The following is a 26,989-nucleotide window of genomic DNA, read 5'->3' as shown; positions in this document are numbered from 1 at the left end:
GTTTTATAACTATCTAATTTTTCGGTGCTTTATGTTATATATATTTGTCGCTTATTTGTCTTTTTTTGGTATTTATCTTAGCCAGAGGTACTCTCAGCTTAATAATGGTAGGTTATGCTTAGAAAAATTTACTTATCTAGTCGTCGGTTTCTTTTATATAATCATTCCTGTTTTCTATTTAACATCATTCGATAATCTGAAAGAAAACTCATATAACTTTTGGGTGTTAAAGACAGATGATGATTTTGAATCGTTGTCTTATGCTATGCTTATATATCTTTTAGCTATGACATCTCTTATATCTGGCATTGTTATAGGTAAGAAAATCAAAGTGGAGAATATCATTTTAAATAGTGTACTCCTTAATCGATTTTCTTATTTTTGCTGTGCGATGGGTGTTATATCTATATTGGTAACCTTACTTTACATATATAAAGTGGGTGGAATTGTACAAGCTATAGTCGACGCAAACCTGTATCGTGCTCACGGTCTTAAAGAGCCTCCCATTGGTCAACTGGCAAAGTTACAGCCGATTATTATTAATGCTTCACTCTTAGTCCTCGCAATGAAGATTCGGTTTAGGTATGCATTTATTACGGCTGCGTTTTTATATTTATTTATAGAGGCCAGTCGAACTAATTTAGGTCTTTATCTAATAGTAATTTATCTATTTAAGATAAATTTTGATAATAACTTCAAGCTTTTTAAGTTGATTTTTCCCGTTTTCATTGCTGTGTTTATGGCTTATCTAGGGAATTCAATTACTGACTATATCGAAACAGGAGTGTGGAGTTTGAATAATGGACTTTTCTATTCTGTTATATCTCAGTTTTCTCCTACTTTTTCAAATGTTATGAATTCATATAATTTTGTTGAACAATATGGTTTCGGTTATCTAGAAGATGCTTTAAGTATATTTCCTCAAGTCATGTTTGGGTTTGAAAAAACTACTAAAACATGGGAGTTATTAACAGAATACTACTTAGGAGGGTTTTATACCGTAGGTATTCCAATTGATCTATTGTCTTATTCTTACTCTCAATTTGGTTTTGTAGGTGCACTGTTAATGCCATTTTTTTTTGGTATTATCATTGGTTTTTTATCAAAAAAAATGAATAACATAATATCTTCTACAAAAGAAGGAACAAAAGAAAGAGCTTTAGCGATAATGATAGAGTTGATTCTGGCAATGTTCATTATGGCTTTAATCAATTGGGCTAGCTTAGATAGTACGGTCTTCTATGGCTCAATAAAATATTGGATTTTTATTGTAGTTTTTTTCTTACTCATACGAATAAAAGGTCATAATGAATATATTGCACGTTAATTTCGTTCCAAGCGATTTATTTGGAGTAAAAAAGAAAATATCCTCACAAGTCGATAGTTTAAAAAAATTAGGACATCATGTAGAATTATGCACTTATGAAAAATCTGGGTATTTAATAATCGATAAGACAATCAAATATGATTCTCTGACTAGATTCAAAAGAAAGCTATTTGAGTATACGGTATTTAAAAAAATTGAATTAGCAATGGACGACAAACATTATGATGTTATTTATGTAAGATTCATGAGGGTTACCCCGTGGTACTATAGTTTCTTAGAAAATTTATCAAAGCATTGTAACAGCCTTGTCATCGAAGTTGCGACTTACCCATATGATTCTGAATACTCTAAGTATAGTATTTTTACCCTTTTTGATATCTATTATCGTAACCGTCTGAGAAAATTTGTAGATACAATTACTTTTTATGGTGAGCCTGGCAGTAAAATTTGGGGTATACCTGCTATCCAGTTAAAAAATGCAGTTGATGTTGAAAGTACAGAAAAATTAGTAAAAACTGAGCATCGAGACAATAGAGTTACGTTTATAGCTGTCGCGAATTTATCTAAGTGGCATGCTTATGATAGGTTCATTCGTTCAATCTATGAACAGAAAAAAGAAGTTGGCAATAGGGTACGGCTTTTAATTGTTGGTGATGGCCCCGAGAAAAACAAGTTAATGTCATTAGTTTCAAAGCTAAAATTAGATCACACTGTTGAATTCAAAGGTCCATTAAATGGGGATGCACTTAGTAACCTTTTTAACGAATCGGATATCGGACTTTGTAGTTTAGGTCTACATCGTATAGGACATGAGACATTAACTCCATTAAAGCCTGCTGAATATTGCGCAAGAGGCCTTCCGTTTATTCTGGCTAATCAAGATAGTAGGTTTTTAGAACAATCATTTATTTTTCGAGTTCCTTCGAGTGAAGATTATATTGATATCGTTGCTATTCTAAAGTGGTTCGATAAGAGACAGTTCGATATCGATTCCATTAGGAATTACGCACAAAATAATCTGACATGGGACAATCAAATGAAAATATTGACCTCAAAATTAGAAAATCAGCTAGGTTTTGAAAAATGTTAAGTATATTGAGCAAGTTTGGTTGGACTTCTTTTTCTTCAATTATGAGAGGAGGTTTTCAAATTGCTCAGTTGATACTTATGACACGTTTACTGGCCCCGAGTGAGCTTGGCGTATTTGCGTTGGTAATGATGGTTGTGGGATTATCTCAAGTATTCAGTGATGCCGGTCTTTCTCAAGCGGTTATCTACTTTCGTAATTTGAATTTTTCGCGGCTACAAGAGATTTACCTTTTTAACGTATTGCTAGGATTGGGCGTATCATTAATACTGTTTTTGTCTTCAATGCTTGTTTGGATCTATAACGATGAATATGTATTGTGCTTATACTTAATGTTAATCAGCCCTATTTTCTTAATTAGATCTATTGGTCAACAATCTAGTGCCTTGCTTCAAAAAGATATGAGGTTCAGGTTGTTGGCTAAAATTGAAGTTATTTCATCACTATTGGGTTTTTTAACCTTTACTTCCTTAATTTATTTGGATTTCAGGGTTTTCAGTCTTATCATGTCTCAAATAGTCATTGCATCAGTAATGACTATGCTTTTGAAAGTTAACAAGAAAACTAAAATCCCCAAAAAATTTAGCATTAGATTTTTAGATAACATTTCTGTATACAAGTACGGACTATTTCAGTCTTTAGAAGCGATGCTGAACTATATTAGCAGTCAATTTGACCAGCTTATACTAGTATCAACTCTAGGTGTAAATACTTTAGGCATTTATTCATCGATAAAAGAGTTAGTTTTCAAACCTGCTTTTCTATTCGTTAATCCTATTTTTAATAGAGTTTCTTTTCCGTTAATGGTTAACTCTGATGAGGGAAAGTTAAAAAATGTTTATTTTTGGTTGATGAATGCTTTATCTATGGTTTTATTGCCTTTTTATTCTCTAGTCTTTCTTTATTCATCAGAAATTCTAGCTTTTGTATTCGGTGAAGAATGGAGTCAACATTTTTTGTTACTCCAACTGTTATCTATATACATGTTTATTTTAGCAATAATTAATCCTAGTGGTTCTTTGTTGAAAGCAACTGGTGAAGTCAAGTTAGGTTTCTATTGGAATTTAGTATGTAGTATTTTACGTCCGATCGTTATGTTGTTTTCAATTCAATATGGCTTAGAAACGATGTTATACTCTTTGATCTTTTACCAGTTTGTTATTTTGATTGTACATTGCATAGTGTTGGTTTATCCAAACTCCAATCTAGGGATATTTGATTATATGCTTTCTATTTCATCTTCGATTATATTGCTATTCTTCAGTTTTTCTATTACTTACTTTATTTCAATAGAGTTTGATAATATTTATTGGATCAAGAAATTACTCATTACGTCATTTGTTTTTTTGTTTTTACTTTCGATTTATTCAGTCGGCATTTTAAAGTTTAGGGAGTCTTCATGATTGGTGTTTCTTGCTTTATAGGTGGCTCTAATAAGAGTATTTTTCCTGAAAAATTCTCTAGTAGCTCGGTCTCTCCGTTTAATTTAAAAACAGATAATTTAAATATCAGATTAAGAGCGGTTAGTCACAATGTAGGCTACAAAATTTATGAAGACGAAAATTTTTCTTTTATATGCTTTGGTGATATTTATACGCCGGATGTTGATCGTTTTATCGAGGGCTTTATTTCCTCATATACCAAGCGCAGTATGAAAAACTATCTACGAGACACAAATGGCGTTTTTAGTATTTATTTTTATGATAAGAAACTATCTAAATTAATAGTCATTAGTGATAGATATGGGCTGAAGTCAACCTATATGGAAACCGATAATAAGAAAGTTAAGTCTTTCTCTAATGATCTAAACACTATTGTTTTTCGGGAAGATGTGCAGCATTCTGTATGTAATGAATCAATTTCTACGTTTTTGAGTCTCGGGCACCTCCTCGAAAATAGAACAATGTTTGAGGGAATTAGTAGAGTATCTCCAGCTACAATACACTATGTTGACCTTAAAGATGGTACGCACTCTTCTCAAGTTTACTGGAAATGGTCCAACATAAAAAAGCGCAGTGATATTTCATTCGACGAAGCTGTTGACACTTTGTATGTGTTGTTCAAAGAGTCTATCGGTAATTGCTTAAAAAGTATGACCAATGATCGGTTAGCTGTATGTCTAAGTGGTGGCTTGGACTCTAGGGTTCTACTGGCAGAAGCTGTAAAACAGTTTGATGGAGAGATTCAAACTTTTACCTTTGGAAAAGAAGGCTGTTTGGATTTTGAACTTGCCAAAAAAGTCGCTGATATTGCTGGTGTGAAATCCAATTTTTTCACGGTAGACGAGAGTAATTGGTTTGATCAGCGAGTTGAAGGCGTTTTGACTACTGGAGGCATGTTCAATATTACTCACATGCATGCATTGGTGGCTCTTGAAGAAATGTCAGCTTTCAGTAATTATATGCTAAATGGTTATTTGGGTGATGCTGTTTTAGGCGGAAGCTATTTGTTAAGAGAATACCTAGATACAAAAAATAATTTTTCTGCTGCGCAGCAGAAATATGGTACTAACGCTAGGTTTATTGATTTGGAAAACGATTACTATGATTTTGAGACAACAGATCCTTCAATGGTCATTTCAAATCGAGGAAATCGGTTTACATCTGGAGGCACTGATTTAATTTCTGACAAGCTTCACAACTTGAAACCTTTTATGGACTCAAGATTGTTAGATTTTGTATATTCGTTACCCGACGCCTTTCGTTTTAAGAGCAGGTTATACAATGCTATGCTTCTTAAATACTATCCTGATTATTTTAAGGACATACCATGGCAAAATACTGGAAAAGTTATTTCAGTAGACTGGTCTGAAGAGGGGCGTAAGTTATATTTTAAAAGAAAAGTTAGGAAGCTAATTAGTAATACCTATATTGAATCTGCAATACATCGATTTTATGCAAAAAATATTTTGGCTAAGAAAAACTTTGTTGACTATCATCAATGGATGAGAGAGGAACGTTTTATGGAATATTTAACGGAGCTTTCATCACGTGATATTGGTTTTGATATTGATCAGGTAAAGTTTTCCGAGATTGTTAGTGATTTTAAAGAGGATTACTCTATATCACCTGACGAAATTGGGTGCTGGGTTACCATTTTTGAATATTTTTCGGCTTTAAAAATTAAAAAACAACGTTGAATTTGGGTTTTGTTATTAAAGTTAGTGCGCTTGTGTCTGCTAGGGAAAGTTACTAACATGCCCCTTCTTAAAGGCTTAGTGGTTTGTTAGGCTCTCGGTTTTCAATAATGGTTAGCTAGTACCATTACATAATTGACAGTTTGCCGGTGAATAATTTGTAGATACTTTTCAGTGTTTTCTTTATTCCGACCACTGATTTCGGAATTATGCTAAAAATGATCGGATAATCGCGGAAGCAGTGATCGGTTGAAATGGCGTTGTTGATCAAATCAGCTTGAAGATCAACGACATGCTCTGCAATCGCTTGGTAAAGCGCTGACACATCTGCTTCATACAAAGCATCTAACGTGCGTCCGAGTACATCGCCAGTTAAATGGTGAGTTTCAATGTTTTTAGCGAGCAACTTAACAACAGGCTTCGTCTCGAAGAAGTCAGAGAACATATGCAGCGTTCTACTGTGAAAGCCAAGGCCGTTAAGAATCATTGCTAAGACAGCATCGCCATGTGAGACGTTATGATGTGAGTATTTGGGAATAATGCGATCAATAATGCCTGGTAAACCGACTTCATGACAGAAAGCAGCGATTAGCCCTAAGTGGTCCAAGCGTTTAATGACAGGTTGAGCAGTAGACATAATAAGTGACCGTTAAATAACAGTAATAGATCAAAACTGAGGATCACGGTCAAGAGTTCTGTCGTACTAACAGCTGCAAACGATCACTGGATCACATTATTCTAATTCTGAAATTGGCTGCGGAATGACGGTTAGANGAGTATTTGGGAATAATGCGATCAATAATGCCTGGTAAACCGACTTCATGACAGAAAGCAGCGATTAGCCCTAAGTGGTCCAAGCGTTTAATGACAGGTTGAGCAGTAGACATAATAAGTGACCGTTAAATAACAGTAATAGATCAAAACTGAGGATCACGGTCAAGAGTTCTGTCGTACTAACAGCTGCAAACGATCACTGGATCACATTATTCTAATTCTGAAATTGGCTGCGGAATGACGGTTAGACTTCAAGCAACCAGCGCTTGTCTTTAAAGAAATGGCATTGGCTGCTTGATATTGGAGAGTGTCGCACTTCGCAGTTGAATTCGGGATAAAGCCAATGGTTAAATTGGCTTTATTAATAATTAAGACGTGATTCTATGTCTATTTAAAGAGTATACCTTAGATAGGTACTTACTTGGGACTAGTCGTAACAGGGCTCTTAAAGAAAAATAAACTAAAACTAAAGGGTTTCTTGTGAGTTTTAGTTTGTAAACTTCTTGCATGATTTTTATTTCACTCTTTGCATATTTGAAGCCGCTTCTTCTTTCCAGCATACCATTACCGACTCTAGCACTAACTAAGATATCACCTTGGTTCGCCAGTAAATAACCTTTAGCCTGAAGCCTTAGCCATAAGTAATAATCTTCCATAAAGTGAAGATGCTTATAGCTGCCTACATCAAAAATCGCTTTTTTTCTGAATATTACAGCCATATGGTTGATAGGGTTACGCTTCAGAGAGTAAGCTTTGATGCTTTTTGATTTAGGTACAGTTCTAATTCTTGACGGTGATTTTGGATCTGTTTCAAATTCGTTTATGTTGCAGCTAAGTGCCGCGACACCTTGATTTAAGTCCATATACGTGACTTGCTTATCGAATCTGTTTGTGTGGTTTATATCATCGGTATCAACTCGAGCTATTAAGTCATAGCTGCACTCTTTCAGCCCGGCATTTAGAGCATCTCCCAACCCTACATTTTTTGGTAAAATAACTTCTTTGATAGGAAGCTTTTTTTTCCACTTATCTAATGTTTCATAAAGCGCATCAGTTAAAGGGCCATCATGAACTACAACTACTTCGTTGGCTTCAAGTGTCTGCCAAGCTAAGCTTTCGAAGCATTGTTCTAGATAAGCGGGCTCTTCTTTAAAATATAGAGAGCATAATACGGAGAATTTTGAACTCACGTCTATCTCCCCATTCCAAAGATAACGGTCTTAACGGTTAAGAATAGAATCTTCAATTCCATGCGCCAGTTCTGGTGCTTAATGTAGTAAATATCAAATTTATGCTTCCAAACCGCGTCTTCAACAGAGGCTCCGTATGGATATTTTACTTGCGCTAAACCTGTGACTCCGGGTTTTACAGCATGGCGAAAACGGTAGTAAGGAATCTCTTTTTCTAGCTCTTCAATAAACACTTCACGCTCAGGGCGTGGGCCTACCATCGACATATCACCTTTAAACACATTGATTAGCTGTGGCAGTTCATCAATACGCGTCTTGCGAATGAAGTTACCGACTTTAGTTACTCGAGCATCATTCTTAGTCGCCCACTGAGCCCCATTCTTTTCTGCGTCGTTACGCATTGAACGGAACTTGATAACTTCAAACTCTTGATTGTATCGGCCAGTACGTCGTTGTTTGAAAAAAACAGGACCTGGTGATTCAAGCTTGATTAATGCAGCAGTCAAAAGCCCGATAGGGATGGCAATTAAGCCGATCATGAAAACGAACAGTAGATCTATAAAGCGTTTTTGATTTTCATTTCTTTTATTTGAAAGAATTGAAAAGGCTTTTTGGTGTAGAAAGTACCCGCTATGGAGCAGTTCCGTTTCAGTATAGCCAAGCGTTCTATCAAAGTAGCTGACTAATGGCTCAACCCAAGCCCCAAGTTCTGTCGCACCAATTAAAAATGTTCGGTGTTCTTCAGTAAGTTCGTCACTTTGAAAGTGGCACAGTGTTGCACCTTTAAAGTCTCTGATGGTGTAGTTATTAATATCGTATTTAATGTCATGTCGAGCTAATACAGAATGAAGAATATCTAAACATGATGCTGGTGCGTATATGTGAAGTGTAGAATGACTTTCTGATGATAGGGTTTGTAGAGCTTGGTGATCTGACTCTGCTTCAACGCTTGTATCGGAAAGTTCTGATGTGGGAGCCTGTTTTAGAGCAACTGATTTTTTCATTATAAGTTTGCTTTATACTTGTTTAAAGGATGTTTAGCCGAAGTTGTATGCATATCAATAGCGATTTTCTAATTACGTGCATCTTATGTTAAAATTGCTCTAATGTACATCCTATTGATTATGATTCACTCAACCATTTCAATTGGTAGCATATAGAATAACTTTTATACCTTAAACACAAAATGACATTTTTTTTCACATCCGATCGTCCTACCTGCGACCTTTCTTGATCTTCCACTACAGTTTTGACTGTAAACTGTAGTAAAATTACGCTAATTTGTTTTTATACCGATTTATTTTGAATTGAACGAGGTCAGTCCTATGTCAGCTAAGAAGCCAATGGCTCTAGTGATCCTTGACGGTTACGGTTACCGTGAAGACAACCAAGACAACGCTATCGCGAACGCTAATACGCCAGTATTAGACGGTCTTATTGCTAACCAACCTAACACGCTAATCTCGGCTTCTGGCTTAGATGTAGGCCTACCAGATGGCCAAATGGGTAACTCTGAAGTGGGTCACACCAACATCGGTGCGGGTCGCGTGGTATACCAAGATCTTACTCGTATTACTAAGTCAATTGCAGACGGTGAATTCGGTCAAACTGAAGCGCTAGTGAATGCTATCGACAAAGCGGTGAAAGCGGATAAAGCGGTTCATATCATGGGCCTTATGTCTCCAGGTGGTGTTCACTCTCATGAAGATCACATCTACGCAGCTGTTGAAATGGCAGCAGAGCGTGGCGCAGAGAAAATCTACCTGCACGCATTCCTAGATGGCCGTGATACGCCGCCACGTAGCGCTGAAAACTCTCTACAACGCTTCCAAGACCTGTTCGTTAAACTGGGCAAAGGCCGTGTGGCTTCGCTTATTGGTCGTTACTACGCAATGGACCGTGATAACAACTGGGATCGCGTTCAAACTGCATACGAGCTGCTAACGGAAGCAAAAGCAGAGTTCACATTCGACACGGCGGTGGCTGGCCTAGAAGCCGCTTACGCTCGTGATGAAAACGATGAGTTCGTTAAAGCGACTGAGATTAAAGCGGAAGGCGAAGAGTCTGCTGCTATTGTAGATGGCGATGCGGTTATCTTCATGAACTACCGTGCCGACCGTGCGCGTCAAATCACTCGCACATTCGTGACTGATTTTGCTGGTTTTGAGCGTAACGTATTCCCAGCAATCGACTTCGTGATGCTGACTCAATACGCAGCAGATATCCCACTTCTTTGTGCATTCCCACCGGCTTCTCTAGAGAACACCTACGGTGAGTGGTTATCTAAGCAAGGTAAAACACAGCTACGTATCTCTGAAACAGAGAAATACGCACACGTTACTTTCTTCTTCAATGGCGGTATCGAAGACGAGTTCGAAGGCGAAGAGCGTCAGCTTGTTGCTTCTCCAAAAGTAGCGACTTACGACCTACAGCCTGAAATGAGCGCACCAGAGCTAACTGAAAAGCTCGTTGCAGCAATCAAAGGTGGCAAATACGACGCTATCGTGTGTAACTTCCCTAACTGTGACATGGTTGGCCACACTGGCGTTTACGATGCAGCAGTGAAAGCGGTAGAGTCTCTAGACGAGTGTCTTGGCAAAGTGGTTGAAGCAATCAAAGAAGCGGACGGCCAACTGCTTATCACTGCAGACCACGGTAACGCAGAAATGATGGTTAACCCAGAAACGGGCGGCATCCATACTGCACACACTAACCTACCAGTGCCGCTTATCTACGTAGGCAGCAAAGACGTTGAGTTCAAAGAAGGCGGTAAACTGTCTGACCTAGCGCCAACGATGCTTTCTCTGTCTGGTATCGCAATCCCGGCTGAGATGTCAGGTGATGTGATCGTTAAGTAGTTAAATAGTTGTTTGGCTCAGCGGCTCACGTTGAGCTTTAACGATTCTGAAAGCCCGCACTTCAAAGTGCGGGCTTTTTTATAGATGCGAGATACGAGTAAACGGGATTCGAAGAGCTTTAAGGGCCGGTATTGGGTGAGAGAAACATACAGGATATACAGGTAGGGGAGAACATAAGGGTACGACCTTAAACAAAAGACGAAAAGAACGGCCTTGATGAATATCGAAAGAGTGACATTGTTTAAATGATTAGGTAGCTTAAGGCTCATACTATACTTATCTTTTACCTTACCTCTAGGTTATTTATATGAACTCAAACCCAGACCGTTGGAAGCAACGACTGCAAAACTTAATGAAAGCGCAGCAAAGGCTTGAGAGAGCGTGCTCACAAGATAGCTACAATGAGTTAGAGCTCGCTGGGTTAGTACAAACTTTTGAATTTTCTTTCGAACTTACATGGAAGACCCTTAAAGACTTACTTGAGTTTGAAGGGTTTGATGTGGCTTCGCCGAGGAGCGTTTTTCGCACCGCCTTAGAAGCTAAGCACCTATCTTCGGAGCAGTGCGAGATCATGCTTGAAGCACTCATAAAACGAAATTTATTGTCTCACACCTATGATGAGGAGAATGTCCTTGCAGCTCAGTCACTGATCTTAGAGTCATTTTCACCAGTGATAGGACAAGTCACACTCTATTTAAAGCTTAAATGTGATCAAGAGGGTCAATGCGAACAAGAGGTTAAATGTGATCGATAGTTATTTGGTTAACCCAGACTCTGTAGGCCTTAAGCCTCATCAGTATCAGTTGATTGAGGATATTGTTTTGAATCATGCTGCAGTCATTCATGCCTGGGTATTCGGTTCTAGAGCCCTTGGAACTTATAAAGATAACTCCGACATCGATATTGTTATCGAGGGGCAAGGTATTTCGTTAAGTGTCGTCGCAGGCTTGCAAGATCGTTTAGAACAATCGTCACTTCCCTTCAAGGTTGATTTGCTCATTAAGCATAGAATTACATCGAATGAGCTACGTGCCCATATTGACACCTATGGAATTAAACTCAAATAATCGAGCGTATTTTTATTAGCGTATCGATGATGTTGATTATTGAGTCGATTGTTTACGCTTTGCCAGTTTATCTCGAATCTGAGTACCTGAATTGACTCGGCCATGTTTTTCATCATCAACAGAAAACGACAATAGTTTCATTAACGCTATTGCTTCATCTCTACGCTTTCGATCTTCATAAGATTCAATCGTATAAGCGGGTTTACCATTTTGAGTAATGGCCATAGGCTCAGATAAATCGAGGTTAGCCGCGTGCTTTTTTAGGTAACCTATCGTTTCAGTGGACATTATCATCACTTCTTTGTATGAAATTTTAAATATAAACTATATGTTGTCTGGTGATAATGGTGTTTCTTGATGGTGAAACTTTATTTTATTGATCTAGCGAGATAAGGCTTATTGCGTTTTATCTAGAACCGAACGCTCAAAGTCCAACAACCATTCTTTACGGTTCATGCCGCCGGTGTAGCCAGTTAATGTGCCGTTCGCGCCGATGACTCGATGGCAGGGTACAACAATACTAAATGGGTTCTTGCTGTTCGCACCACCGACCGCTCTTACGGCTTTCGGGTTATCCATTCTTTTTGCTTGCTCACTGTAACTGATGGTTTCTCCATATGGGATAGAGGTGAGAGCCTGCCAAGCTGCTTTTTGAAAGTCCGTGCCTTTGATCGCTTTTAAAGGAAGATCGAATTCTGTTCGTTGACCTGCAAAGTACTCATCCAACTGTTTCGTTGCCAGTTGGCAAAGCTCGTCAGGGTTACTCGTAATGGGTTCATCATTATTCACATGGTCGATCTCAATAATCGCCTCACCATCACTCACAATGATCATCTTGCCAATCGGCGCGTCATAGAGCTGTTTGTAAGTGATTTCTTCCATGTCATATTCCTTCTTCTAGTCTTTGTCTGCTCTCAAGCTCTTTGAATTTCTCATCTGCTCTAAAAATCTTTTCGCATCCCGCTTACTCGCATCTGCTTTACCCCTTATACGAAGCGCAAACAGGTACCCTGAAATGCCACCCATGGTGTTTCCTAGCGCTAGGCCTATAAACAGGCCTTCAACTCCGTCGATTTGGCTGCCTATCCAAGCGAATGGCAAGGTAAAGACAAACAGGCGCATGAAGCTCCATTGAAAGGCTTTAAGCGGTTGATGCATCGCATTCATGGCGCTGATCAGCATCATCACAATACCTTGGAAGCCATAGCTCAATGGGACAACTAATAGGTAGTGCCACAAGATACCTCGCACCGATTCCTCTTGAGAGAATAGGGCGGCTAAAGGAATGCTTAGCGGTACCATCATTAAAAAGATGAAGCCTTGGAATAACACAGCGAAACGCATACTGATAAACAGAGCCTTAAAGCTGCGTTGAGGGTTGTTTGCACCAAAGTTCTGCGCCATGAAAGGCGTGAGGGCAGAGGTCAGAGACATCAACACAATGATAAGAATCGACTCGATACGTTGCGCTGCGCCATACGCCGCCACCGCTTCAGTTCCTTGCTTTGCTAGCATCATCATTATAATGGCACCAGCGAGTGGATTGAGTGCATTTGATAGTGCTGCGGGTGTGCCAATAGTGAGTATTTGTTTCCAGTCATCGATGATGCTTTTTAGCTTAGGCGGAGCAAGTAGCTTTTCTCGTATGGTTAATACATACAATGAACCACACAACGCCCCAAACCAACTGAAGCCACTGGCAATGGCTGCACCCTGAATCCCTAATTCAGGGAAAGGGCCGTAACCAAAGATTAATAGAGGATCGAGAATGCCGTTGATCAGGCCCGCCAGCATCATAATCTTGGCGGGTGTTTTGGTATCGCCACTCGCTCGTATTGCGCTATTACCTGCCATTGGAATAACAAGCAGTGGAATGGCTAAATACCAGACTGTCATGTATTCAGATATTAGTGGCAGTAACTCAGGTTCTGCCCCCAATAAGGCAAACGTGGGTTCAAGCGTTAAAAGCCCTAGAGTTGATGCAAGGCCTACAAGAAGCACCGCAAGTAATAAACCGTGACAAGTAAAGCGAGCCGCATTTTGTGCGCAACCTTGACCAAGTAACCGACCAATACACGTCGAAAGACCAATGCCAATCCCCATGGTGATGCAGTTAATGGCGAAGGTGATTGGGAAGGTGAAGCTCACTGCTGCAAGGGCTTGCGTGCCGAGCAATGAGATAAAGAAGGTATCGACGAGGTTAAACATCAAGATCGCCACCATACCGAATATGGTCGGTATGGTCATGGTACGCAATGTGCTCTCAATAGGGGCGGTTAATAGCCCGTGCTTATCTTGCATATAAAACGCCGATAGAATCTAAAAGCGTAGGATAAACAGATGCGGGATATGAGTAAATGGAAAGCAGGAAAAGATGAGGGGTGAGAATCTGCTTTTTAGATCACAATTTTTCACTTTCCCCCTTGGGATCTTTTACTTCGCCCCAACATACTCTTTAACCCCATGCCAATCGTGGCAACTATCAAAATAAATGGAAATTATCAGGAGATCTGACCGATGAATATCCGTCCTCTACACGACCGAGTTATCGTTGAGCGCCAAGAAGTTGAATCTAAATCTGCTGGTGGCATCGTTCTAACTGGTTCTGCCGCTGAAAAATCAACTCGCGGTACAATTCTAGCTGTGGGCAAAGGCCGCATTTTAGAAAACGGTTCAGTACAACCATTGGACGTTAAAGTTGGCGACACTGTTATCTTTGCTGAAGGCTACGGCACTAAGTCTGAAAAAATCGACGGTAAAGAAGTTCTGATCATGTCTGAAAACGACATCATGGCGATCGTTGAGTAATCCGACCCATAAAACTGAACTGACTGAATAAAGAATTTAAAGGAAATAAAGATGGCTGCTAAAGACGTTAAATTTGGTAACGACGCACGTATTAAAATGCTAGAAGGTGTAAACGTTCTGGCTGACGCGGTAAAAGTAACGCTAGGTCCTAAAGGCCGTAACGTTGTTCTAGACAAATCATTTGGCGCACCAACGATCACTAAAGATGGTGTTTCAGTTGCACGTGAAATCGAACTTGAAGACAAGTTCCAAAACATGGGCGCACAAATGGTTAAAGAAGTGGCTTCGCAAGCGAATGACGCGGCGGGCGACGGAACAACAACAGCGACAGTATTGGCTCAGTCTATTATCGCTGAAGGCCTAAAAGCCGTAGCTGCTGGCATGAACCCAATGGATCTTAAACGCGGCATCGACAAAGCGGTTATCGCAGCAGTTGAAGAGCTAAAAGGCCTTTCTGTTCCATGTGCAGATACGAAAGCTATCGCGCAAGTAGGTACTATCTCTGCAAACTCTGACGCGACAGTAGGTAACATCATTGCTGAAGCGATGGAAAAAGTAGGCCGTGATGGCGTTATCACCGTTGAAGAAGGTCAGGCTCTACAAGACGAGCTAGACGTAGTTGAAGGTATGCAGTTCGACCGTGGTTACCTATCTCCTTACTTCATCAACAACCAAGAAGCAGGTTCTGTTGATCTAGAAAGCCCATTCATCCTTCTTATCGACAAGAAAGTTTCAAACATCCGCGAACTTCTTCCGACTCTAGAAGCAGTAGCTAAGGCATCTCGCCCACTTCTTATCATCGCTGAAGATGTAGAAGGCGAAGCGCTAGCTACTCTTGTTGTGAACAACATGCGTGGCATCGTGAAAGTGGCTGCTGTTAAAGCGCCTGGTTTCGGTGACCGTCGTAAAGCAATGCTGCAAGACATCGCTATCCTAACGGGTGGTACAGTGATCTCTGAAGAGATCGGCTTAGACCTAGAGAAAGTAACGCTAGAAGACCTAGGTCAAGCTAAGCGAGTAACGATCACTAAAGAAAACTCAACCATCATCGATGGCGCGGGTGAAGAAGCAATGATCCAAGGTCGTGTTTCTCAAATCCGTCAACAAATCGAAGATGCAACGTCTGACTACGACAAAGAGAAACTACAAGAGCGCGTAGCGAAACTCGCTGGCGGTGTTGCCGTAATCAAAGTGGGCGCTGCGACTGAAGTTGAGATGAAAGAGAAGAAAGACCGCGTAGAAGACGCACTTCACGCGACTCGCGCTGCTGTTGAAGAAGGTGTGGTTGCTGGTGGTGGTGTTGCACTTATCCGCGCTGCATCTAAAGTTGCTGGCCTTGAAGGCGACAACGAAGAGCAAAACGTAGGTATCCGTGTTGCACTACGTGCAATGGAAGCGCCTATCCGTCAAATCACTAAGAACGCGGGTGATGAAGAATCAGTGGTTGCTAACAACGTTCGTGCTGGCGAAGGTAACTACGGTTACAACGCGGCGACTGGCGAATACGGCGACATGATTGCCATGGGTATCCTGGATCCAACTAAGGTAACTCGCTCTGCACTTCAGTTCGCAGCATCCGTTGCTGGTCTTATGATCACAACAGAAGCGATGGTGACAGACAAGCCTCAAGATTCAGCTCCTGCAATGCCTGATATGGGCGGCATGGGTGGTATGGGTGGTATGGGTGGCATGGGCGGTATGATGTAATCATCCTCCCTTTCTCGTAACAGAGAAAGCCATACATAAGTTTTAGAAAACGGAGACTTCGGTCTCCGTTTTTTTGTTCTTCGCATCTTATATTCAACAGTACAGTTATGACATTGGTCTAACATGGATAGTTGTTGAATAAAGGACAATAAACTATTGATTAATAATGGATTAATTAAGTGAACAATAAGTCAGTGGAGACTCCCCAATGAAAAAACTACTTTCAGTACTTGCTGTGTCTGCAGCGGTAATGGCACCAGCGGCATTCGCTTCTTCGCCAGTTATGTTTTCAACGATTAACGGTTTCAACGCTCCGGATTCAGATGCGGTTAGTGGTGTGCGCTTGGCTTTGCTTCATGGGCAAGTAAACGATCTTAAAGGTGTCGATCTTGCGGTTGTTGGTATGTCTGAGACGCAAACTACAACGGGTGTGAATTTGGGTGTTTTTGGTGCATCTAAAGTGAACCAAGAAATGACCGGCGCATCTTTAGGTTTTTTCAACTGGAACACGGGTAAAACAACGGGTGTTAACCTAGGTGCAGTGAACATTACCAATGATGTAAAAGGTGCGAACGTGAGCTTCGTCAACTACTCTGAAGGCGACACTATGGTTGATGTGGGTGCTGCGAACCTTTCTGAGGTTTCTACGGTTCAGGTTGGTATCTTCAACAAAACCAACAAAATCAAAGGTGTGCAGATTGGTCTGATCAACTGTGCTGATAACGGTTTCTTCCCGTGCTTCCCGATTGTAAACTTTGCTAAATAAAGCGGTCGTTTAGCCTCTGGTTATACTATTGGCGAGCAACGTTTAGTTAGCGTATTTAGCTTTTAGTTAGCGCATAAGCTTTTGGTTAGCGCATAAGCGTTTAAAAGTTAAGCCTATCAACGCCTGAACCCTTGTTCAGGCGTTGATACATTTCATTCCAATTCCACGATAAACTTCTCAAGCTATCCAATAGGCGTATTGTTTTATATTTATTGTTGCGATGTTCTTACTTATGAGTACAATGTGCGATAAATTACCAACGATGATTTATATGCTTTGATTAATCCCTATACCGTCGATTTTAAAAAGGCTTTCTTAGGCTTGACCGCCAGTTTTTTAGTCGTTTTGAGCTTGTTGCTCGTTGATTCAGCGGAAGAATCTGATAAACAGTATGGAATCGAAAACCAAGGCGTGACACGCTCTTTAACAGAACTCACACAGATCATAAATGCGCTTGAGTACAACATTACTGCACTTTATCCACTGCATGGCGATACCTATGTATTCTCGCATGACAAAAAGATCGAAGATGAGACGTGCTACTTCACGAGTGAGGAGCAAAATGCCCCTCGCTTTGATTTTATGTTTTCTGGCCCTACCGAGATGTGTGACCCAAACGCTGAACTTCACTCAGAAGCCGGTAAGCGTTTGTTTATTGCGCCTACCATGGCTTATTTCGCCAATACCATTGATACCATTTCAGCGATCTATTTCATCTCGAAAGAGAAGTTCATCATCTCTTCACCTTCAGATTTCGCCAGTTATATTAAAGGTGATACGTTCGACTCTGTTGTAAATAGCCGACCTTATTGGATTAATACCGTCCGTTTTGGTTTATCACAGGACAAGCATCAGGTTGTTTATACCGGACAGTACGATGACTACCTGACAGGTGAAAAAGTGGTGACCTTGACTAAGGGAATCTACGTTAATGGTGAGTTTAAAGGGGTTTTAGGTGTCGATGGTTATGTCTCTAACCTCGTATCGAACCCTACCCATGGCTATAAAATCACGAGCACGCGAGGTGCAAACAAATACGGCTTTATGGATTTTACTTATTCCAAGCCTCTGTATGTTGGTGACATTTACACCCAGTTATATCTGAGTATTGAAGAAGATAAGAGTGAGCACTTTCTGCATGTATTGGAGATGGAGAGAATTCAGCTTTCGATACTGTTGGTGTTGTATCTGCTCTCGGTTTTATGGCTATGGCGCTTTTATACCAGACAAGAGCACCAGCGCTTAAATGACCTAGTGATGCGCGACCCATTAACCGGTTTGCTGAATCGACGTGGTTTTGAAGCTCGATTACTGGCTCAGGATGAAGAACCTATTATTGGGGTTGGTGTGTTTGATATTGATGATTTCAAAGTCGTTAATGATCACTATGGTCATAAAGTGGGGGACGAGGTGATTTGTCATGTTGCTCAGTTGATGCTGAACAGCGTTAGACAGCAAGATATCGTTGCTCGATTTGGTGGTGAAGAATTTGTTGTTGCAATAACAGGTGAGTCTTCTGAGCTGCTTTCATCGATATTTGAACGAATTCAAAATGACATCAGCCTACAGTGTTACCGCTCTCAAGCCGGCGACAAGATTAATATCTCTGTATCTGGCGGAGCCACACTTTATTCTCTGTACAAGTTCGACAGTGTGGGTCACTTGTGGGAAAACCAGAGTATTCGTTCCTCTGATGAACAGCTCTACAAGGCTAAAGCCGCGGGTAAGAACCGGGTGTGTATACAGACGTATTGATGATCCACCAAATAATGCGAAGCCTAGTCAGTTGACTAGGCTTCTTTGTATCAGTGGCACTAAAACTAAGGTTATTGAGTGTTGCGCTACTTTTTCACGCGGCCTTTTCTCATCCATTTCTGATGAACGCCACGACGCAGGCTCTGGAAGCTGTTTTCCACCTTATCGACACCAAGCAAAATTACTAACGCCAATAGAGTGACAATGACAGACTGCGAAAGGTGACCAAGGGCTATCATCATACCAAGTGCTGCAAGCACCCAAATAATTGCTGCCGAGGTAACACCATGAATTTTGCCGTCGAGTGTCATCATGACACCCGCACCTAGGAAACCGACCCCAGTAATGATCTGACCAAGTACACGAGCTTGATCGAGTGTGTTTGGGGATAGGCTAATCGCCATGGTGAGGAAGAAATAGGTACCGCTGATGATAAGAATCGAAGTTCTTATGCCTACCGGTTTACCGCGTGTTTGTCGCTCGATGCCGATTAACGAACCACACAACATACACACAGCTAGTCCAGCCCAACTAAAGGGGGCAAGGTTTAAAGTTTGTTCTATAAATTGTGACATATCACCCCTCCTGAAAATTTAGAATAGAGCCGAGTATCCTAATAATAGACCAGGCGATCGAACAAAAATTTTTTGTCTTAACGATAGTGAATTGTGTTTATGGCGTATCGGCCGATGTTTATTGGCTCCCAAGCGAGCAAGTAGTGACGATGGTGTGAACGAGATTTATTCGATATGCAGATCGAGTGGTGTCTTACTGCTGCGGCCACCGATTTCGCGGGTCAACTTGGGGACTAGGTAGCCAGAAACCTCAGAGATTAACGCTTTAAAGTGATGCTTTGCTTCTTCGTCCGAGATATAGAAATGAGCGGCACCCTGAACCTTATCTAGTACGTGCATGTAATATGGTAATATGCCGGCATCGAATAGTTCCTCGCTTAGTTTTTTCAATGAGTTAGCGCTGTCATTCACACCTTTTAGCATCACGCCCTGGTTAAGGAGAGTCGCGCCACTAAGCTTCAATTTATGGAAGGCTTGTTTGAGCTCTCTATTGATTTCGTTGGCGTGATTAATATGGCTCACCATAATTACATTGAGGTGAGTCTTAGATAAGATTTGGCAAAGTTCGTCAGTGATACGCGCTGGGATCACGACGGGTAAACGGCTATGTATACGAACAGTTTTTACATGTGGTATCTGTTCGATAGTGTGAATAAGCCAGTCGATTTCGCTGTCTTTGGCCATCAATGGATCACCGCCTGAAAGGATGACCTCGTTAATCTCAGAGTGTTGAGCTACGTAATCGAGGCTGGTTTGCCACACCGATTTAGAACCCTTGTTGTCTTGATAAGGGAAGTGGCGGCGGAAGCAGTAACGGCAGTTAATGGCGCACCCCCCTTTCACAATCATCAGTGCTCGGTTTTTGTATTTGTGCAGTAATCCAGGAATCGCGTTGTCTTGTTCTTCCAGTGGATCAGCTGAATAACCCTGGTGAACTTCAAACTCTTCACTGAGCGGCAAAACCTGGCGCAGCAAAGGGTCGTGTGGGTTGCCTTTTTCCATTCGTTCGACAAAGCTGAGGGGTACCCGAAGCGTAAATAACTCACGTGCAGCAAAGCCTGCTTGCCACGGTGTTGGGTCTATTTCCAATGCCTCAAGCAGTTTTGTCGGGTCAGAGATCGCATTCGATAGTTGTTTGAGCCAGTTTTGCTCAACAGATTCGACTTTTCGGGTTATGATATGCGGCATTGAAATTAACTCAAAGATGTGGAAGAGAAAATCATGGCGTCAGTAAGCACCAATGAATTCAAAGGCGGTTTAAAATTCATGATGGATAACGAGCCTTGCTCAATTATCGAAAATGAATACGTTAAGCCAGGTAAAGGCCAAGCGTTTAACCGTGTTAAACTTCGTAAACTGCTGTCAGGCAAAGTGTTAGAGAAAACATTTAAGTCAGGCGATACAGTAGAACTAGCGGACGTTGTAGACGTTGAACTAGGCTACCTATACAGCGATGGCGAATTCTACCACTTCATGAACAATGAAACATTCGAGCAAATCGCTGCTGAAGTAAAAGCAGTGGGCGACACAGCGAAATGGTTAGTTGAAAACGACGTTTGTACTCTAACGTTGTGGAATGATAACCCTATCACAGTAACTCCACCAAACTTTGTTGAGATCGCAGTAACAGAAACCGATCCTGGCCTTAAAGGCGACACACAAGGTACGGGCGGTAAGCCTGCAACACTAGCAACAGGTGCGGTAGTTCGCGTTCCTCTATTCATCGCTATCGGTGAAGTGGTAAGAGTAGATACTCGTACTGGCGAATACGTTGGTCGTGTGAAGTAATTGACTTCAAGTCTCTGAAAAAGGTCGCTTAGGCGGCCTTTTTTTGTACCTCAAGATCGGGGAAGGGCGGAAGGGGTAGATACGAGTAAACGAGATTCGAGATACGAAAAAACAAAAAAAAGCAGAGCTGGATAACCTAGCTCTGCTTTCGCTTTTCTGCTCTTAAGCTCTTCGAGACTCGATTACTCGAATCTGCTTTTAGATCATAAAAATAAAGATAACAGATAATGCGCTGATTAGGCCTGCAAAGAAGTAGCAGCCCACTTTACCCGCAACGCCGACGTGGAATTTCAGGTCGTGCATGCCGTGGTGAAGACGGTGCATTGCGTGCCACATTGGCAGTGCCAGCGTACCGATGATGAATAGTGCACCGATAATGCTGGTGGCAAATTCAGACACACGTTCGTAGCTCATTGCTTCTGCATCGATGATGCCCATTGGCACTAAGATACCTAACACTAGAATCGTGATTGGCGTGATCATCGCGAACCAAGTACCGCCAGCGCCGAATAGGCCCCACCAGATTGGCTCGTCGGAGCGTTGAGGATTGTGGTTAACAGGTTTTACTTTGTAATTTTTGTTCATAACGAAAGCTCCTTACACCACAACAAGAACGATTAAAGAAATAAAAGCCACCGCTGCCCACTGGGTCAGTACGATGATTCTTTTATCGACCAATTTGCCTTTAAGGCGGATTGGCATTACTTGAGGCATCATGCTGAAGAAGGTTTGAGCGTGCATTAAGCTACCTAGCAGCGCCACGATGTTGATGCCAACAACGATAGGGTTCGCCATAAAGCTCAACCAACCTTCCCACGCTTCAGGGCCTTTCACTAGTGCACCCAAACCGAAGGTTAGGAAGAGAGTGAATAGAATCAAAGGCAGTACAGTCGCTTCACGTAGCATGTAGAAGCGGTAGAACGGATGGTTGCTCCACCACGTTCTCTTCATCTCACGAACATAAGGCTTACGATTGCTCATCTTATGCCTCCTCTGCTGTTTTTACTTGGCTCTTGCTAACTGATGTGCCGTCAGGCTTGAACATCGAGATAACGAAGTCCATTGAAGACTCAACTTTACCTTGGTTTACTGCCGCTGCTGGGTCTACTTTCTTCGGACAGACTTCAGAACAGTAACCTACAAACGTACAGCCCCAAGCGCCATTTTCACCATTGATAAGCTTCATACGCTCATCTTTACCGTTGTCACGGCTATCTAGGTTGTAACGGTGAGCAAGAGTCAGTGCTGCAGGGCCAATGAACTCAGGGTTTAGACCGAATTGAGGACACGCCGCGTAGCAAAGACCACAGTTGATGCAGCCAGCGAATTGTTTGTATTTCGCCATTTGCTCAGGTGTTTGTAGGTTAGTGCCGTCTTCAGGTTTACGGTCGTTGCCAATGATGTAAGGCTTGATTGCTTCTAGGCGCTCGATGAACGGCGTCATGTCGACAATCAAATCTTTTTCGATTGGGAAGTTAGCTAAAGGCTCGATAGTCAGGCCGTTCGGGTAGTCACGTAAGAAGCTCTTACACGCTAGCTTAGGCACGCCATCAACCATGATGCCGCAAGACCCACAGATCGCCATACGACAAGACCAACGGTATGACAGGTCTTTATCTTGGTGGTCTTTGATGTAACCAATCGCGTCAAGTACCGACATGGTTTCATCGAATGGCACTTCGAAAGTCTGCATGTAAGGTTCTGCATCTTTCTCTGGGTCGTAGCGCAGAATGTCTACTTTTTGGATACGGTTCGCTGACATTATGCTTGCTCCTCTTCGCTCTTCTCATCTTTCTTAGCATTCGCTTCTGCAGCTTTTTCAGCGGCCGCGGCTTTCTCTGCTGCTTCACCGTATAGACGAGCTTTAGGTTGAGATTTAGTAATCTTCACACCGCTGTAGTCGATGGTTGGTGCTGCATCTTCGTTGTAGAACGATAGAGAGTGTTTCAGGAAGTTCACGTCATCACGTTCTGTGCATTTATCGTCTAGACGTTGGTGTGCACCGCGAGACTCTTTACGAAGGATCGCCGAGTGAACCATCGCTTCGGCAACTTCAAGGCCGTAACCCACTTCGATAGCGTAAAGTAGGTCAGTGTTGAACACTTTGCCTTTGTCTTTAATGCTGATCTTCTTGTAGCGAGCTTTCAGTTCAGTGATTTTGTCGATGGTCTCTTGCATCAAGTCTTCTTGGCGGTAGATACCACAGCCCGCTTCCATGGTGTGACCCATTTCAGTACGGATATCAGCCCAGTTCTCGTCGCCTTCTTGGTTTAGTAGACCAGCAATACGATCTTCAACCGCTTTCACTTGCTTAGCGATAGACTCTTCATTCCAGCCTTTGAATTCAGCTGCACGTTTCACGGCTTCTTCACCGGCTACGCGACCAAATACGACAAACTCAGCCAGGGAGTTAGAACCTAGGCGGTTTGCACCGTGTAGGCCAACTGAAGCACATTCACCCACGGCGAATAGGCCTTTAATGCGAGTTTCACAGGTACCGTTAGTTTCAATACCACCCATGGTGTAGTGAACGGTCGGGCGAATTGGGATTGGCTCTTTTGCTGGGTCGACGTTTACGTACGCTTTTGCAAGCTCACAGATGAACGGTAGACGCTCTTGCAGGTACTCTTCACCAAGGTGGCGAAGGTCAAGGTGTACTACATCACCAAGCGGGTGCTTGATGGTGTTGCCTTTTTGCTGCTCGTGCCAGAATGCTTGGGAAACTTTGTCACGAGGACCCAGTTCCATGTATTTGTTCTTCGGCTCGCCCACTGGAGTTTCAGGGCCCATGCCGTAATCTTGTAGGTAACGGTAGCCGTTCTTGTTAACGATGATACCGCCTTCACCACGACAACCTTCGGTCATCAAGATACCAGTGCCCGGAAGGCCTGTTGGGTGGTATTGAACGAACTCCATATCACGCAGTGGCACACCGTGGCGATAAGCCATTGCCATACCATCGCCCGTTACGATGCCGCCGTTGGTGTTACAGTGGTAAACACGGCCTGCGCCACCTGTTGCTAGAACAACAGATTTCGCTTTAATGGTAACAAGCTCACCTTCAGACATATGAATCGCGATAAGGCCTTGTACTTCGCCGTCTTCAACGCCGTCTTTGTTTTCTACGAGAAGGTCCACCACAAAGTACTCATCAAATCGTTTGATTTGGTCGTACTTCATCGAAGTCTGGAACAGAGTATGAAGCATGTGGAAGCCGGTTTTATCCGCTGCGAACCACGTTCTCTCAACCTTCATACCGCCGAATCGGCGTACGTTTACTTCACCGTTTTCTTTACGACTCCATGGGCAGCCCCATTGTTCCATTTGGATCATTTCGCGAGTCGCGTTTTCAACAAAGTATTCAACAACATCCTGTTCACATAGCCAGTCGCCACCGCCAACAGTATCGTTGAAGTGGTTGTCTAGGCTATCTTCGTCTTTAATTACCGCTGCTGAACCGCCTTCTGCTGCTACCGTGTGCGAACGCATTGGGTAAACTTTAGAAATCAGTGCTACTTCCAAATCAGGATTAGCTTCAGCTGCTGCAATAGCTGTACGAAGACCAGCGCCGCCTGCGCCGATGACTGCGATATCTGTGGTAATTGTCTTCACAGTTATTCTCCAGTGTGATGCGGAGTATTCCGCCTGTTATTATAAAAAGCCTATTTAGGAGGTTCTAAATCGTAGGAACCATTTAGCGCCCCTAAGCCTTAAGTGGTAGGCTCAGTGTAAGAGAGGAAGGTATTCGAAAAGTTGATGCATTTGGGTTTTTAGGTCGGTAATGCATATGGAGGCATAGAATTTATAGGTTATGTGACTGCAATCACGGCAATGAATTGTTGATAACGATTAGCCCACAGGGCTTGTGTTAACGGCTTGTTGAGTATGATTTTTGTTATCAATGTTGGGTGGGGTTGAATATTAATAATTGTATTGTAGAACGTGATTTCATGGCTTCATCTAAACAACACGACGGTTTAATTAAAGCAAAGATAGAAGCTTACAAAAGCAGCGAAAAGTGATAATTTTCGTCGCCTAGAATTCAGTGATATGGAACTTAGTAATGCACTCTACATGGCAACCTGCCGCAACCATTAAGCAGTTAAAGCAACGTGCTGATATCCTTAGTCAAATCCGCCAGTTTTTTGCAGAGCGAGACGTGATGGAGGTTGATACACCAGCCATGAGTCACGCCACGGTGACCGATGTGCATTTACATACCTTCAAAACTGAATTCGTTGGCCCTGGTTATGCGCAAGGCCAACCTCTATTCTTTATGACAAGCCCTGAATTTCATATGAAGCGCTTGTTGGCAGCAGGAAGTGGCTGTATTTACCAAATTTGTAAGTCGTTTCGTAACGAAGAGAACGGCCGTTACCACAACCCTGAATTCACCATGCTGGAGTGGTACCGTGTCGGTTTTAATCATCATGACCTGATGGATGAAATGGACTTGCTACTACAGCAAATCTTAAAGTCGGACGAAGCAGAGCGTATGACTTACCAACAAGCATTTATTGATGTGCTAGGCGTGTGTCCGCTTGAAGATTCGATGGATACCCTAAAACAAGCGGCAGCAAAGCTTGGGTTAAGTGATATTGCCGATCCTGAAGAGGACCGCGATACTTTGCTGCAACTGCTATTCAGCGTGGGTGTTGAAGAAAAGATTGGCCAGACAGTACCCGCATTTGTTTATGACTTCCCAGCTTCACAGGCGGCACTAGCCAAGATTAACCTGAATGATCCGCGAGTGGCTGACCGTTTTGAGGTGTACTTCAAAGGTATCGAGCTGGCAAACGGCTTCCATGAGTTAGATAAGCCACAAGAGCAGCTTAAACGCTTTGAAGATGATAATGCCAAGCGTATCGAGATGGGCTTGTCGCCTCAACCGATTGACCATCATTTGATTGAGGCGCTAAAAGCTGGCCTGCCAGACTGTGCGGGTGTTGCATTGGGTATCGATAGGCTAATCATGCTGGCTTTGGGTTACGACCATATCGATGACGTGACCGCTTTCCCATTCCCACGTTCTTAGCTTTTTGTTTTTTTACTGAGAGCTAATAGCCACTAACCATTAGCTCTTAGCTTCCAATCAGCTTCACTAGCTGACTAGAATTCCGGTACCACTATTTGACAAGAATACCAGTGCCGACCACTGCAACAATGGCACCGATCCAAGCATAGGCATTTGGCCTCTGTTTGGTGTACAGCCATAGAATTGGTAACAACATGATTGGTGTGGTTGAAGATAACAGAGCAACCATGCCGACATTTCCTTCCTGCAGTGCATACAAGATCAGCGTCATACCCACAGCCATCGCGAGAAAGCCGTTCACTGCAGTAATCGTGAATATTTGACCGTTCATCGGATTCAGTGCGCGTGAAAGCTTAGCACCCGATAAGCGAAATACGGAGTGGGCGACAAAGGCGGTGATCATTCGAATCGCAGAGGCTGCTATTGGGTCGATGCTGGTTTGCATCACCGGTTTAGCAATAATGCCGCCCAATGCTTGACAGATAGCGGCAGTGATTCCCAGAGTCACGCCAATCCACAAGGTGCCCTTGATGGTTTCGAGTTGATTGTTAGCCTGCCCTCGACGACCAAAGAAGATTGCGGTTAATACGCCACTGAACACCAACGCCGAGCCAATCAGCTCAACAGAAGTCATGCTTTCGCTAAATAGGAAGTAACCTAGAATCGCCGAGAACACGGCGTGACAAGAGAACAGCAAACCCGCTTGGCGCGGTCCCATTCGGTTCAGACAGGCAAATAGGGCGGTATCACCAATGAAGATACCAATCAGGCCAGACAGCATCATCGGCGTGACTAGATTGGCTTCGACAGTTGACCAGCCTCCGGTAAACCAAGCCATACTCGATAAGATGATTGCGGTACAACCCATTCTCCAACGGCTATAGGCGAAAGAACCTAAGTGTTGAGCAGGCTTTACTGACATCAGGCTCGCGATGGCCCAAAGAAAAGCAGCAGCAAGAGCCAACCATTCGAATCCCATCTGAATAACATCCTTGTGTCTGGGATAAATTAGCTCATCAATATGCACCAAACCGGACTGAGAACAAAGTGATTCTTATGAAAAGAGTCACTTTGTTTCAGTTGTCGGTTTACGTCAGTTGCCGCTCAGTGGTGTGG

Annotated in this window: 25 protein-coding genes and 2 pseudogenes; 13 read left to right on the top strand and 14 right to left on the bottom strand. The window is 42.4% G+C overall.

Annotated features, from left to right (window positions below; genetic code table 11):
• The first annotated feature begins 31 nt into the window (after positions 1–31).
• Genes L1D11_RS10955 through L1D11_RS10940 form a run of 4 tightly spaced genes read left to right on the top strand, consistent with a single transcriptional unit; the run spans position 32 to position 5,553 of the window.
• Positions 32–1,327: a hypothetical protein gene (locus L1D11_RS10955; protein ID WP_239862439.1), complete on the top strand. Its 1,296-nt coding sequence runs from the start codon at positions 32–34 to the stop codon at positions 1,325–1,327.
• Positions 1,308–2,417 (top strand): glycosyltransferase family 4 protein, encoded by a 1,110-nt coding sequence (locus L1D11_RS10950; protein WP_239862437.1) that lies wholly within the window; start codon positions 1,308–1,310, stop codon positions 2,415–2,417. Before L1D11_RS10955 ends, L1D11_RS10950 begins: the two co-directional genes overlap by 20 nt.
• A complete protein-coding gene (locus L1D11_RS10945) occupies positions 2,411–3,817 on the top strand; it encodes an oligosaccharide flippase family protein (protein WP_239862435.1) in 1,407 nt (468 codons plus the stop codon). The genes L1D11_RS10950 and L1D11_RS10945 overlap by 7 nt, the downstream gene beginning before the upstream one ends.
• Positions 3,814–5,553, top strand: coding sequence for an asparagine synthetase B family protein (locus L1D11_RS10940; protein ID WP_239862433.1), 1,740 nt, complete (start codon positions 3,814–3,816; stop codon positions 5,551–5,553). Before L1D11_RS10945 ends, L1D11_RS10940 begins: the two co-directional genes overlap by 4 nt.
• A 280-nt stretch (positions 5,554–5,833) precedes the next feature.
• Here the strand turns inward: L1D11_RS10940 and L1D11_RS10935 are convergent.
• From L1D11_RS10935 to L1D11_RS10920, 4 genes and pseudogenes are all read right to left on the bottom strand, one after another.
• Positions 5,834–6,187, bottom strand: a pseudogene (locus L1D11_RS10935) (DUF4277 domain-containing protein); the annotation flags it as partial.
• Positions 6,188–6,308: 121 nt separating this feature from the next.
• Positions 6,309–6,437: pseudogene (locus tag L1D11_RS10930) on the bottom strand (DUF4277 domain-containing protein); the annotation flags it as partial.
• Positions 6,438–6,692: 255 nt separating this feature from the next.
• Positions 6,693–7,514, bottom strand: a complete 822-nt coding sequence (locus L1D11_RS10925; RefSeq protein ID WP_239862431.1) for a glycosyltransferase — start codon at positions 7,512–7,514, stop codon at positions 6,693–6,695.
• A 2-nt stretch (positions 7,515–7,516) separates the two neighbouring features.
• On the bottom strand, positions 7,517–8,518 hold the full coding sequence (locus tag L1D11_RS10920; protein ID WP_239862429.1) for a sugar transferase: 1,002 nt from the start codon (positions 8,516–8,518) through the stop codon (positions 7,517–7,519).
• Positions 8,519–8,839: 321 nt separating this feature from the next.
• Between L1D11_RS10920 and gpmM the strand changes: the two genes are divergently transcribed.
• The 3 genes from gpmM to L1D11_RS10905 all read left to right on the top strand — a co-directional run bounded on the left by gpmM (position 8,840) and on the right by L1D11_RS10905 (position 11,439).
• Positions 8,840–10,372 (top strand): 2,3-bisphosphoglycerate-independent phosphoglycerate mutase, encoded by a 1,533-nt coding sequence (gpmM, locus tag L1D11_RS10915; protein WP_239831617.1) that lies wholly within the window; start codon positions 8,840–8,842, stop codon positions 10,370–10,372.
• 307 nt (positions 10,373–10,679) lie between these two features.
• Positions 10,680–11,126: an HI0074 family nucleotidyltransferase substrate-binding subunit gene (locus tag L1D11_RS10910; RefSeq protein WP_239831618.1), complete on the top strand. Its 447-nt coding sequence runs from the start codon at positions 10,680–10,682 to the stop codon at positions 11,124–11,126.
• Positions 11,116–11,439 (top strand): nucleotidyltransferase domain-containing protein, encoded by a 324-nt coding sequence (locus tag L1D11_RS10905; RefSeq protein ID WP_239831619.1) that lies wholly within the window; start codon positions 11,116–11,118, stop codon positions 11,437–11,439. Before L1D11_RS10910 ends, L1D11_RS10905 begins: the two co-directional genes overlap by 11 nt.
• A gap of 36 nt (positions 11,440–11,475) precedes the next feature.
• Here L1D11_RS10905 and L1D11_RS10900 read toward each other — a convergent pair whose 3' ends face one another.
• From L1D11_RS10900 to L1D11_RS10890, 3 genes are all read right to left on the bottom strand, one after another.
• A complete protein-coding gene (locus tag L1D11_RS10900; RefSeq protein WP_239831620.1) occupies positions 11,476–11,727 on the bottom strand; it encodes a type II toxin-antitoxin system Phd/YefM family antitoxin in 252 nt (83 codons plus the stop codon).
• Between the two features lie 108 nt (positions 11,728–11,835).
• On the bottom strand, positions 11,836–12,321 hold the full coding sequence (locus L1D11_RS10895; RefSeq protein ID WP_239831621.1) for a methylated-DNA--[protein]-cysteine S-methyltransferase: 486 nt from the start codon (positions 12,319–12,321) through the stop codon (positions 11,836–11,838).
• Positions 12,322–12,336: 15 nt separating this feature from the next.
• The gene (locus tag L1D11_RS10890; protein WP_239831622.1) at positions 12,337–13,740 is read right to left on the bottom strand and encodes an MATE family efflux transporter; all 1,404 of its coding nucleotides are present in this window, start codon (positions 13,738–13,740) and stop codon (positions 12,337–12,339) included.
• A gap of 216 nt (positions 13,741–13,956) precedes the next feature.
• Between L1D11_RS10890 and L1D11_RS10885 the strand changes: the two genes are divergently transcribed.
• From L1D11_RS10885 to L1D11_RS10870, 4 genes are all read left to right on the top strand, one after another.
• A complete protein-coding gene (locus L1D11_RS10885; RefSeq protein ID WP_017061289.1) occupies positions 13,957–14,247 on the top strand; it encodes a co-chaperone GroES in 291 nt (96 codons plus the stop codon).
• A 51-nt stretch (positions 14,248–14,298) separates the two neighbouring features.
• Entirely contained in the window at positions 14,299–15,954 is a 1,656-nt protein-coding gene (groL, locus tag L1D11_RS10880) for a chaperonin GroEL (protein ID WP_239831623.1), read from the top strand.
• Positions 15,955–16,162: 208 nt separating this feature from the next.
• On the top strand, positions 16,163–16,720 hold the full coding sequence (locus L1D11_RS10875) for a phaC PHA synthase (RefSeq protein WP_239831624.1): 558 nt from the start codon (positions 16,163–16,165) through the stop codon (positions 16,718–16,720).
• Between the two features lie 321 nt (positions 16,721–17,041).
• A complete protein-coding gene (locus L1D11_RS10870; protein WP_239831625.1) occupies positions 17,042–18,475 on the top strand; it encodes a diguanylate cyclase in 1,434 nt (477 codons plus the stop codon).
• An 86-nt stretch (positions 18,476–18,561) separates the two neighbouring features.
• On the opposite strand, the gene L1D11_RS10865 is transcribed toward L1D11_RS10870, so the two are convergent.
• Complete coding sequence (locus tag L1D11_RS10865) at positions 18,562–19,050, bottom strand: MgtC/SapB family protein (protein WP_239831626.1); 489 nt, start codon at positions 19,048–19,050, stop codon at positions 18,562–18,564.
• A 165-nt stretch (positions 19,051–19,215) separates the two neighbouring features.
• Positions 19,216–20,238, bottom strand: a complete 1,023-nt coding sequence (gene epmB, locus L1D11_RS10860; protein WP_239831627.1) for an EF-P beta-lysylation protein EpmB — start codon at positions 20,236–20,238, stop codon at positions 19,216–19,218.
• Positions 20,239–20,271: 33 nt separating this feature from the next.
• On the opposite strand from epmB, the gene efp reads away from it, so the two are divergent.
• On the top strand, positions 20,272–20,838 hold the full coding sequence (gene efp / locus L1D11_RS10855; RefSeq protein ID WP_008219080.1) for an elongation factor P: 567 nt from the start codon (positions 20,272–20,274) through the stop codon (positions 20,836–20,838).
• A 198-nt stretch (positions 20,839–21,036) separates the two neighbouring features.
• Here the strand turns inward: efp and frdD are convergent, their stop codons facing one another.
• Genes frdD through frdA form a run of 4 tightly spaced genes read right to left on the bottom strand, consistent with a single transcriptional unit; the run spans position 21,037 to position 24,450 of the window.
• On the bottom strand, positions 21,037–21,423 hold the full coding sequence (gene frdD, locus L1D11_RS10850; protein ID WP_239831628.1) for a fumarate reductase subunit FrdD: 387 nt from the start codon (positions 21,421–21,423) through the stop codon (positions 21,037–21,039).
• A gap of 12 nt (positions 21,424–21,435) precedes the next feature.
• On the bottom strand, positions 21,436–21,819 hold the full coding sequence (gene frdC, locus L1D11_RS10845; RefSeq protein WP_239831629.1) for a fumarate reductase subunit FrdC: 384 nt from the start codon (positions 21,817–21,819) through the stop codon (positions 21,436–21,438).
• A gap of 1 nt (position 21,820) precedes the next feature.
• A complete protein-coding gene (locus tag L1D11_RS10840) occupies positions 21,821–22,600 on the bottom strand; it encodes a succinate dehydrogenase/fumarate reductase iron-sulfur subunit (protein WP_239831630.1) in 780 nt (259 codons plus the stop codon).
• Positions 22,600–24,450, bottom strand: coding sequence for a fumarate reductase (quinol) flavoprotein subunit (gene frdA, locus L1D11_RS10835; protein WP_239831631.1), 1,851 nt, complete (start codon positions 24,448–24,450; stop codon positions 22,600–22,602). Before frdA ends, L1D11_RS10840 begins: the two co-directional genes overlap by 1 nt.
• Before the next feature lie 451 nt (positions 24,451–24,901).
• On the opposite strand from frdA, the gene epmA reads away from it, so the two are divergent.
• Entirely contained in the window at positions 24,902–25,873 is a 972-nt protein-coding gene (epmA, locus tag L1D11_RS10830) for an elongation factor P--(R)-beta-lysine ligase (protein WP_239831632.1), read from the top strand.
• A 91-nt stretch (positions 25,874–25,964) separates the two neighbouring features.
• Here epmA and L1D11_RS10825 read toward each other — a convergent pair whose 3' ends face one another.
• The gene (locus tag L1D11_RS10825; protein WP_239831633.1) at positions 25,965–26,852 is read right to left on the bottom strand and encodes a DMT family transporter; all 888 of its coding nucleotides are present in this window, start codon (positions 26,850–26,852) and stop codon (positions 25,965–25,967) included.
• Positions 26,853–26,989 lie beyond the last annotated feature (137 nt).

Origin of the sequence: Vibrio sp. Isolate32, from assembly GCF_022397955.1 — a bacterium.
GTDB lineage: Bacteria > Pseudomonadota > Gammaproteobacteria > Enterobacterales > Vibrionaceae > Vibrio.
Note: the sequence above shows the minus strand (reverse complement) of the source record. Positions and strands in the feature narration are given on the sequence as shown.

What these genes read in the sequence shown, in the direction of transcription:
- L1D11_RS10955 (WP_239862439.1), top strand. Translation starts at nt 32, where the DNA reads ATGTTATATATATTTGTCGCTTATTTGTCTTTTTTTGGTATTTATCTT.
- L1D11_RS10950 (WP_239862437.1), top strand. Translation starts at nt 1,308, where the DNA reads ATGAATATATTGCACGTTAATTTCGTTCCAAGCGATTTATTTGGAGTA.
- L1D11_RS10945 (WP_239862435.1), top strand. Translation starts at nt 2,411, where the DNA reads ATGTTAAGTATATTGAGCAAGTTTGGTTGGACTTCTTTTTCTTCAATT.
- L1D11_RS10940 (WP_239862433.1), top strand. Translation starts at nt 3,814, where the DNA reads ATGATTGGTGTTTCTTGCTTTATAGGTGGCTCTAATAAGAGTATTTTT.
- L1D11_RS10920 (WP_239862429.1), bottom strand. Translation starts at nt 8,518, where the DNA reads ATGAAAAAATCAGTTGCTCTAAAACAGGCTCCCACATCAGAACTTTCC.
- gpmM (WP_239831617.1), top strand. Translation starts at nt 8,840, where the DNA reads ATGTCAGCTAAGAAGCCAATGGCTCTAGTGATCCTTGACGGTTACGGT.
- L1D11_RS10910 (WP_239831618.1), top strand. Translation starts at nt 10,680, where the DNA reads ATGAACTCAAACCCAGACCGTTGGAAGCAACGACTGCAAAACTTAATG.
- L1D11_RS10900 (WP_239831620.1), bottom strand. Translation starts at nt 11,727, where the DNA reads ATGTCCACTGAAACGATAGGTTACCTAAAAAAGCACGCGGCTAACCTC.
- L1D11_RS10895 (WP_239831621.1), bottom strand. Translation starts at nt 12,321, where the DNA reads ATGGAAGAAATCACTTACAAACAGCTCTATGACGCGCCGATTGGCAAG.
- L1D11_RS10890 (WP_239831622.1), bottom strand. Translation starts at nt 13,740, where the DNA reads ATGCAAGATAAGCACGGGCTATTAACCGCCCCTATTGAGAGCACATTG.
- L1D11_RS10885 (WP_017061289.1), top strand. Translation starts at nt 13,957, where the DNA reads ATGAATATCCGTCCTCTACACGACCGAGTTATCGTTGAGCGCCAAGAA.
- groL (WP_239831623.1), top strand. Translation starts at nt 14,299, where the DNA reads ATGGCTGCTAAAGACGTTAAATTTGGTAACGACGCACGTATTAAAATG.
- L1D11_RS10875 (WP_239831624.1), top strand. Translation starts at nt 16,163, where the DNA reads ATGAAAAAACTACTTTCAGTACTTGCTGTGTCTGCAGCGGTAATGGCA.
- L1D11_RS10865 (WP_239831626.1), bottom strand. Translation starts at nt 19,050, where the DNA reads ATGTCACAATTTATAGAACAAACTTTAAACCTTGCCCCCTTTAGTTGG.
- epmB (WP_239831627.1), bottom strand. Translation starts at nt 20,238, where the DNA reads ATGCCGCATATCATAACCCGAAAAGTCGAATCTGTTGAGCAAAACTGG.
- efp (WP_008219080.1), top strand. Translation starts at nt 20,272, where the DNA reads ATGGCGTCAGTAAGCACCAATGAATTCAAAGGCGGTTTAAAATTCATG.
- frdD (WP_239831628.1), bottom strand. Translation starts at nt 21,423, where the DNA reads ATGAACAAAAATTACAAAGTAAAACCTGTTAACCACAATCCTCAACGC.
- frdC (WP_239831629.1), bottom strand. Translation starts at nt 21,819, where the DNA reads ATGAGCAATCGTAAGCCTTATGTTCGTGAGATGAAGAGAACGTGGTGG.
- L1D11_RS10840 (WP_239831630.1), bottom strand. Translation starts at nt 22,600, where the DNA reads ATGTCAGCGAACCGTATCCAAAAAGTAGACATTCTGCGCTACGACCCA.
- epmA (WP_239831632.1), top strand. Translation starts at nt 24,902, where the DNA reads ATGCACTCTACATGGCAACCTGCCGCAACCATTAAGCAGTTAAAGCAA.
- L1D11_RS10825 (WP_239831633.1), bottom strand. Translation starts at nt 26,852, where the DNA reads ATGGGATTCGAATGGTTGGCTCTTGCTGCTGCTTTTCTTTGGGCCATC.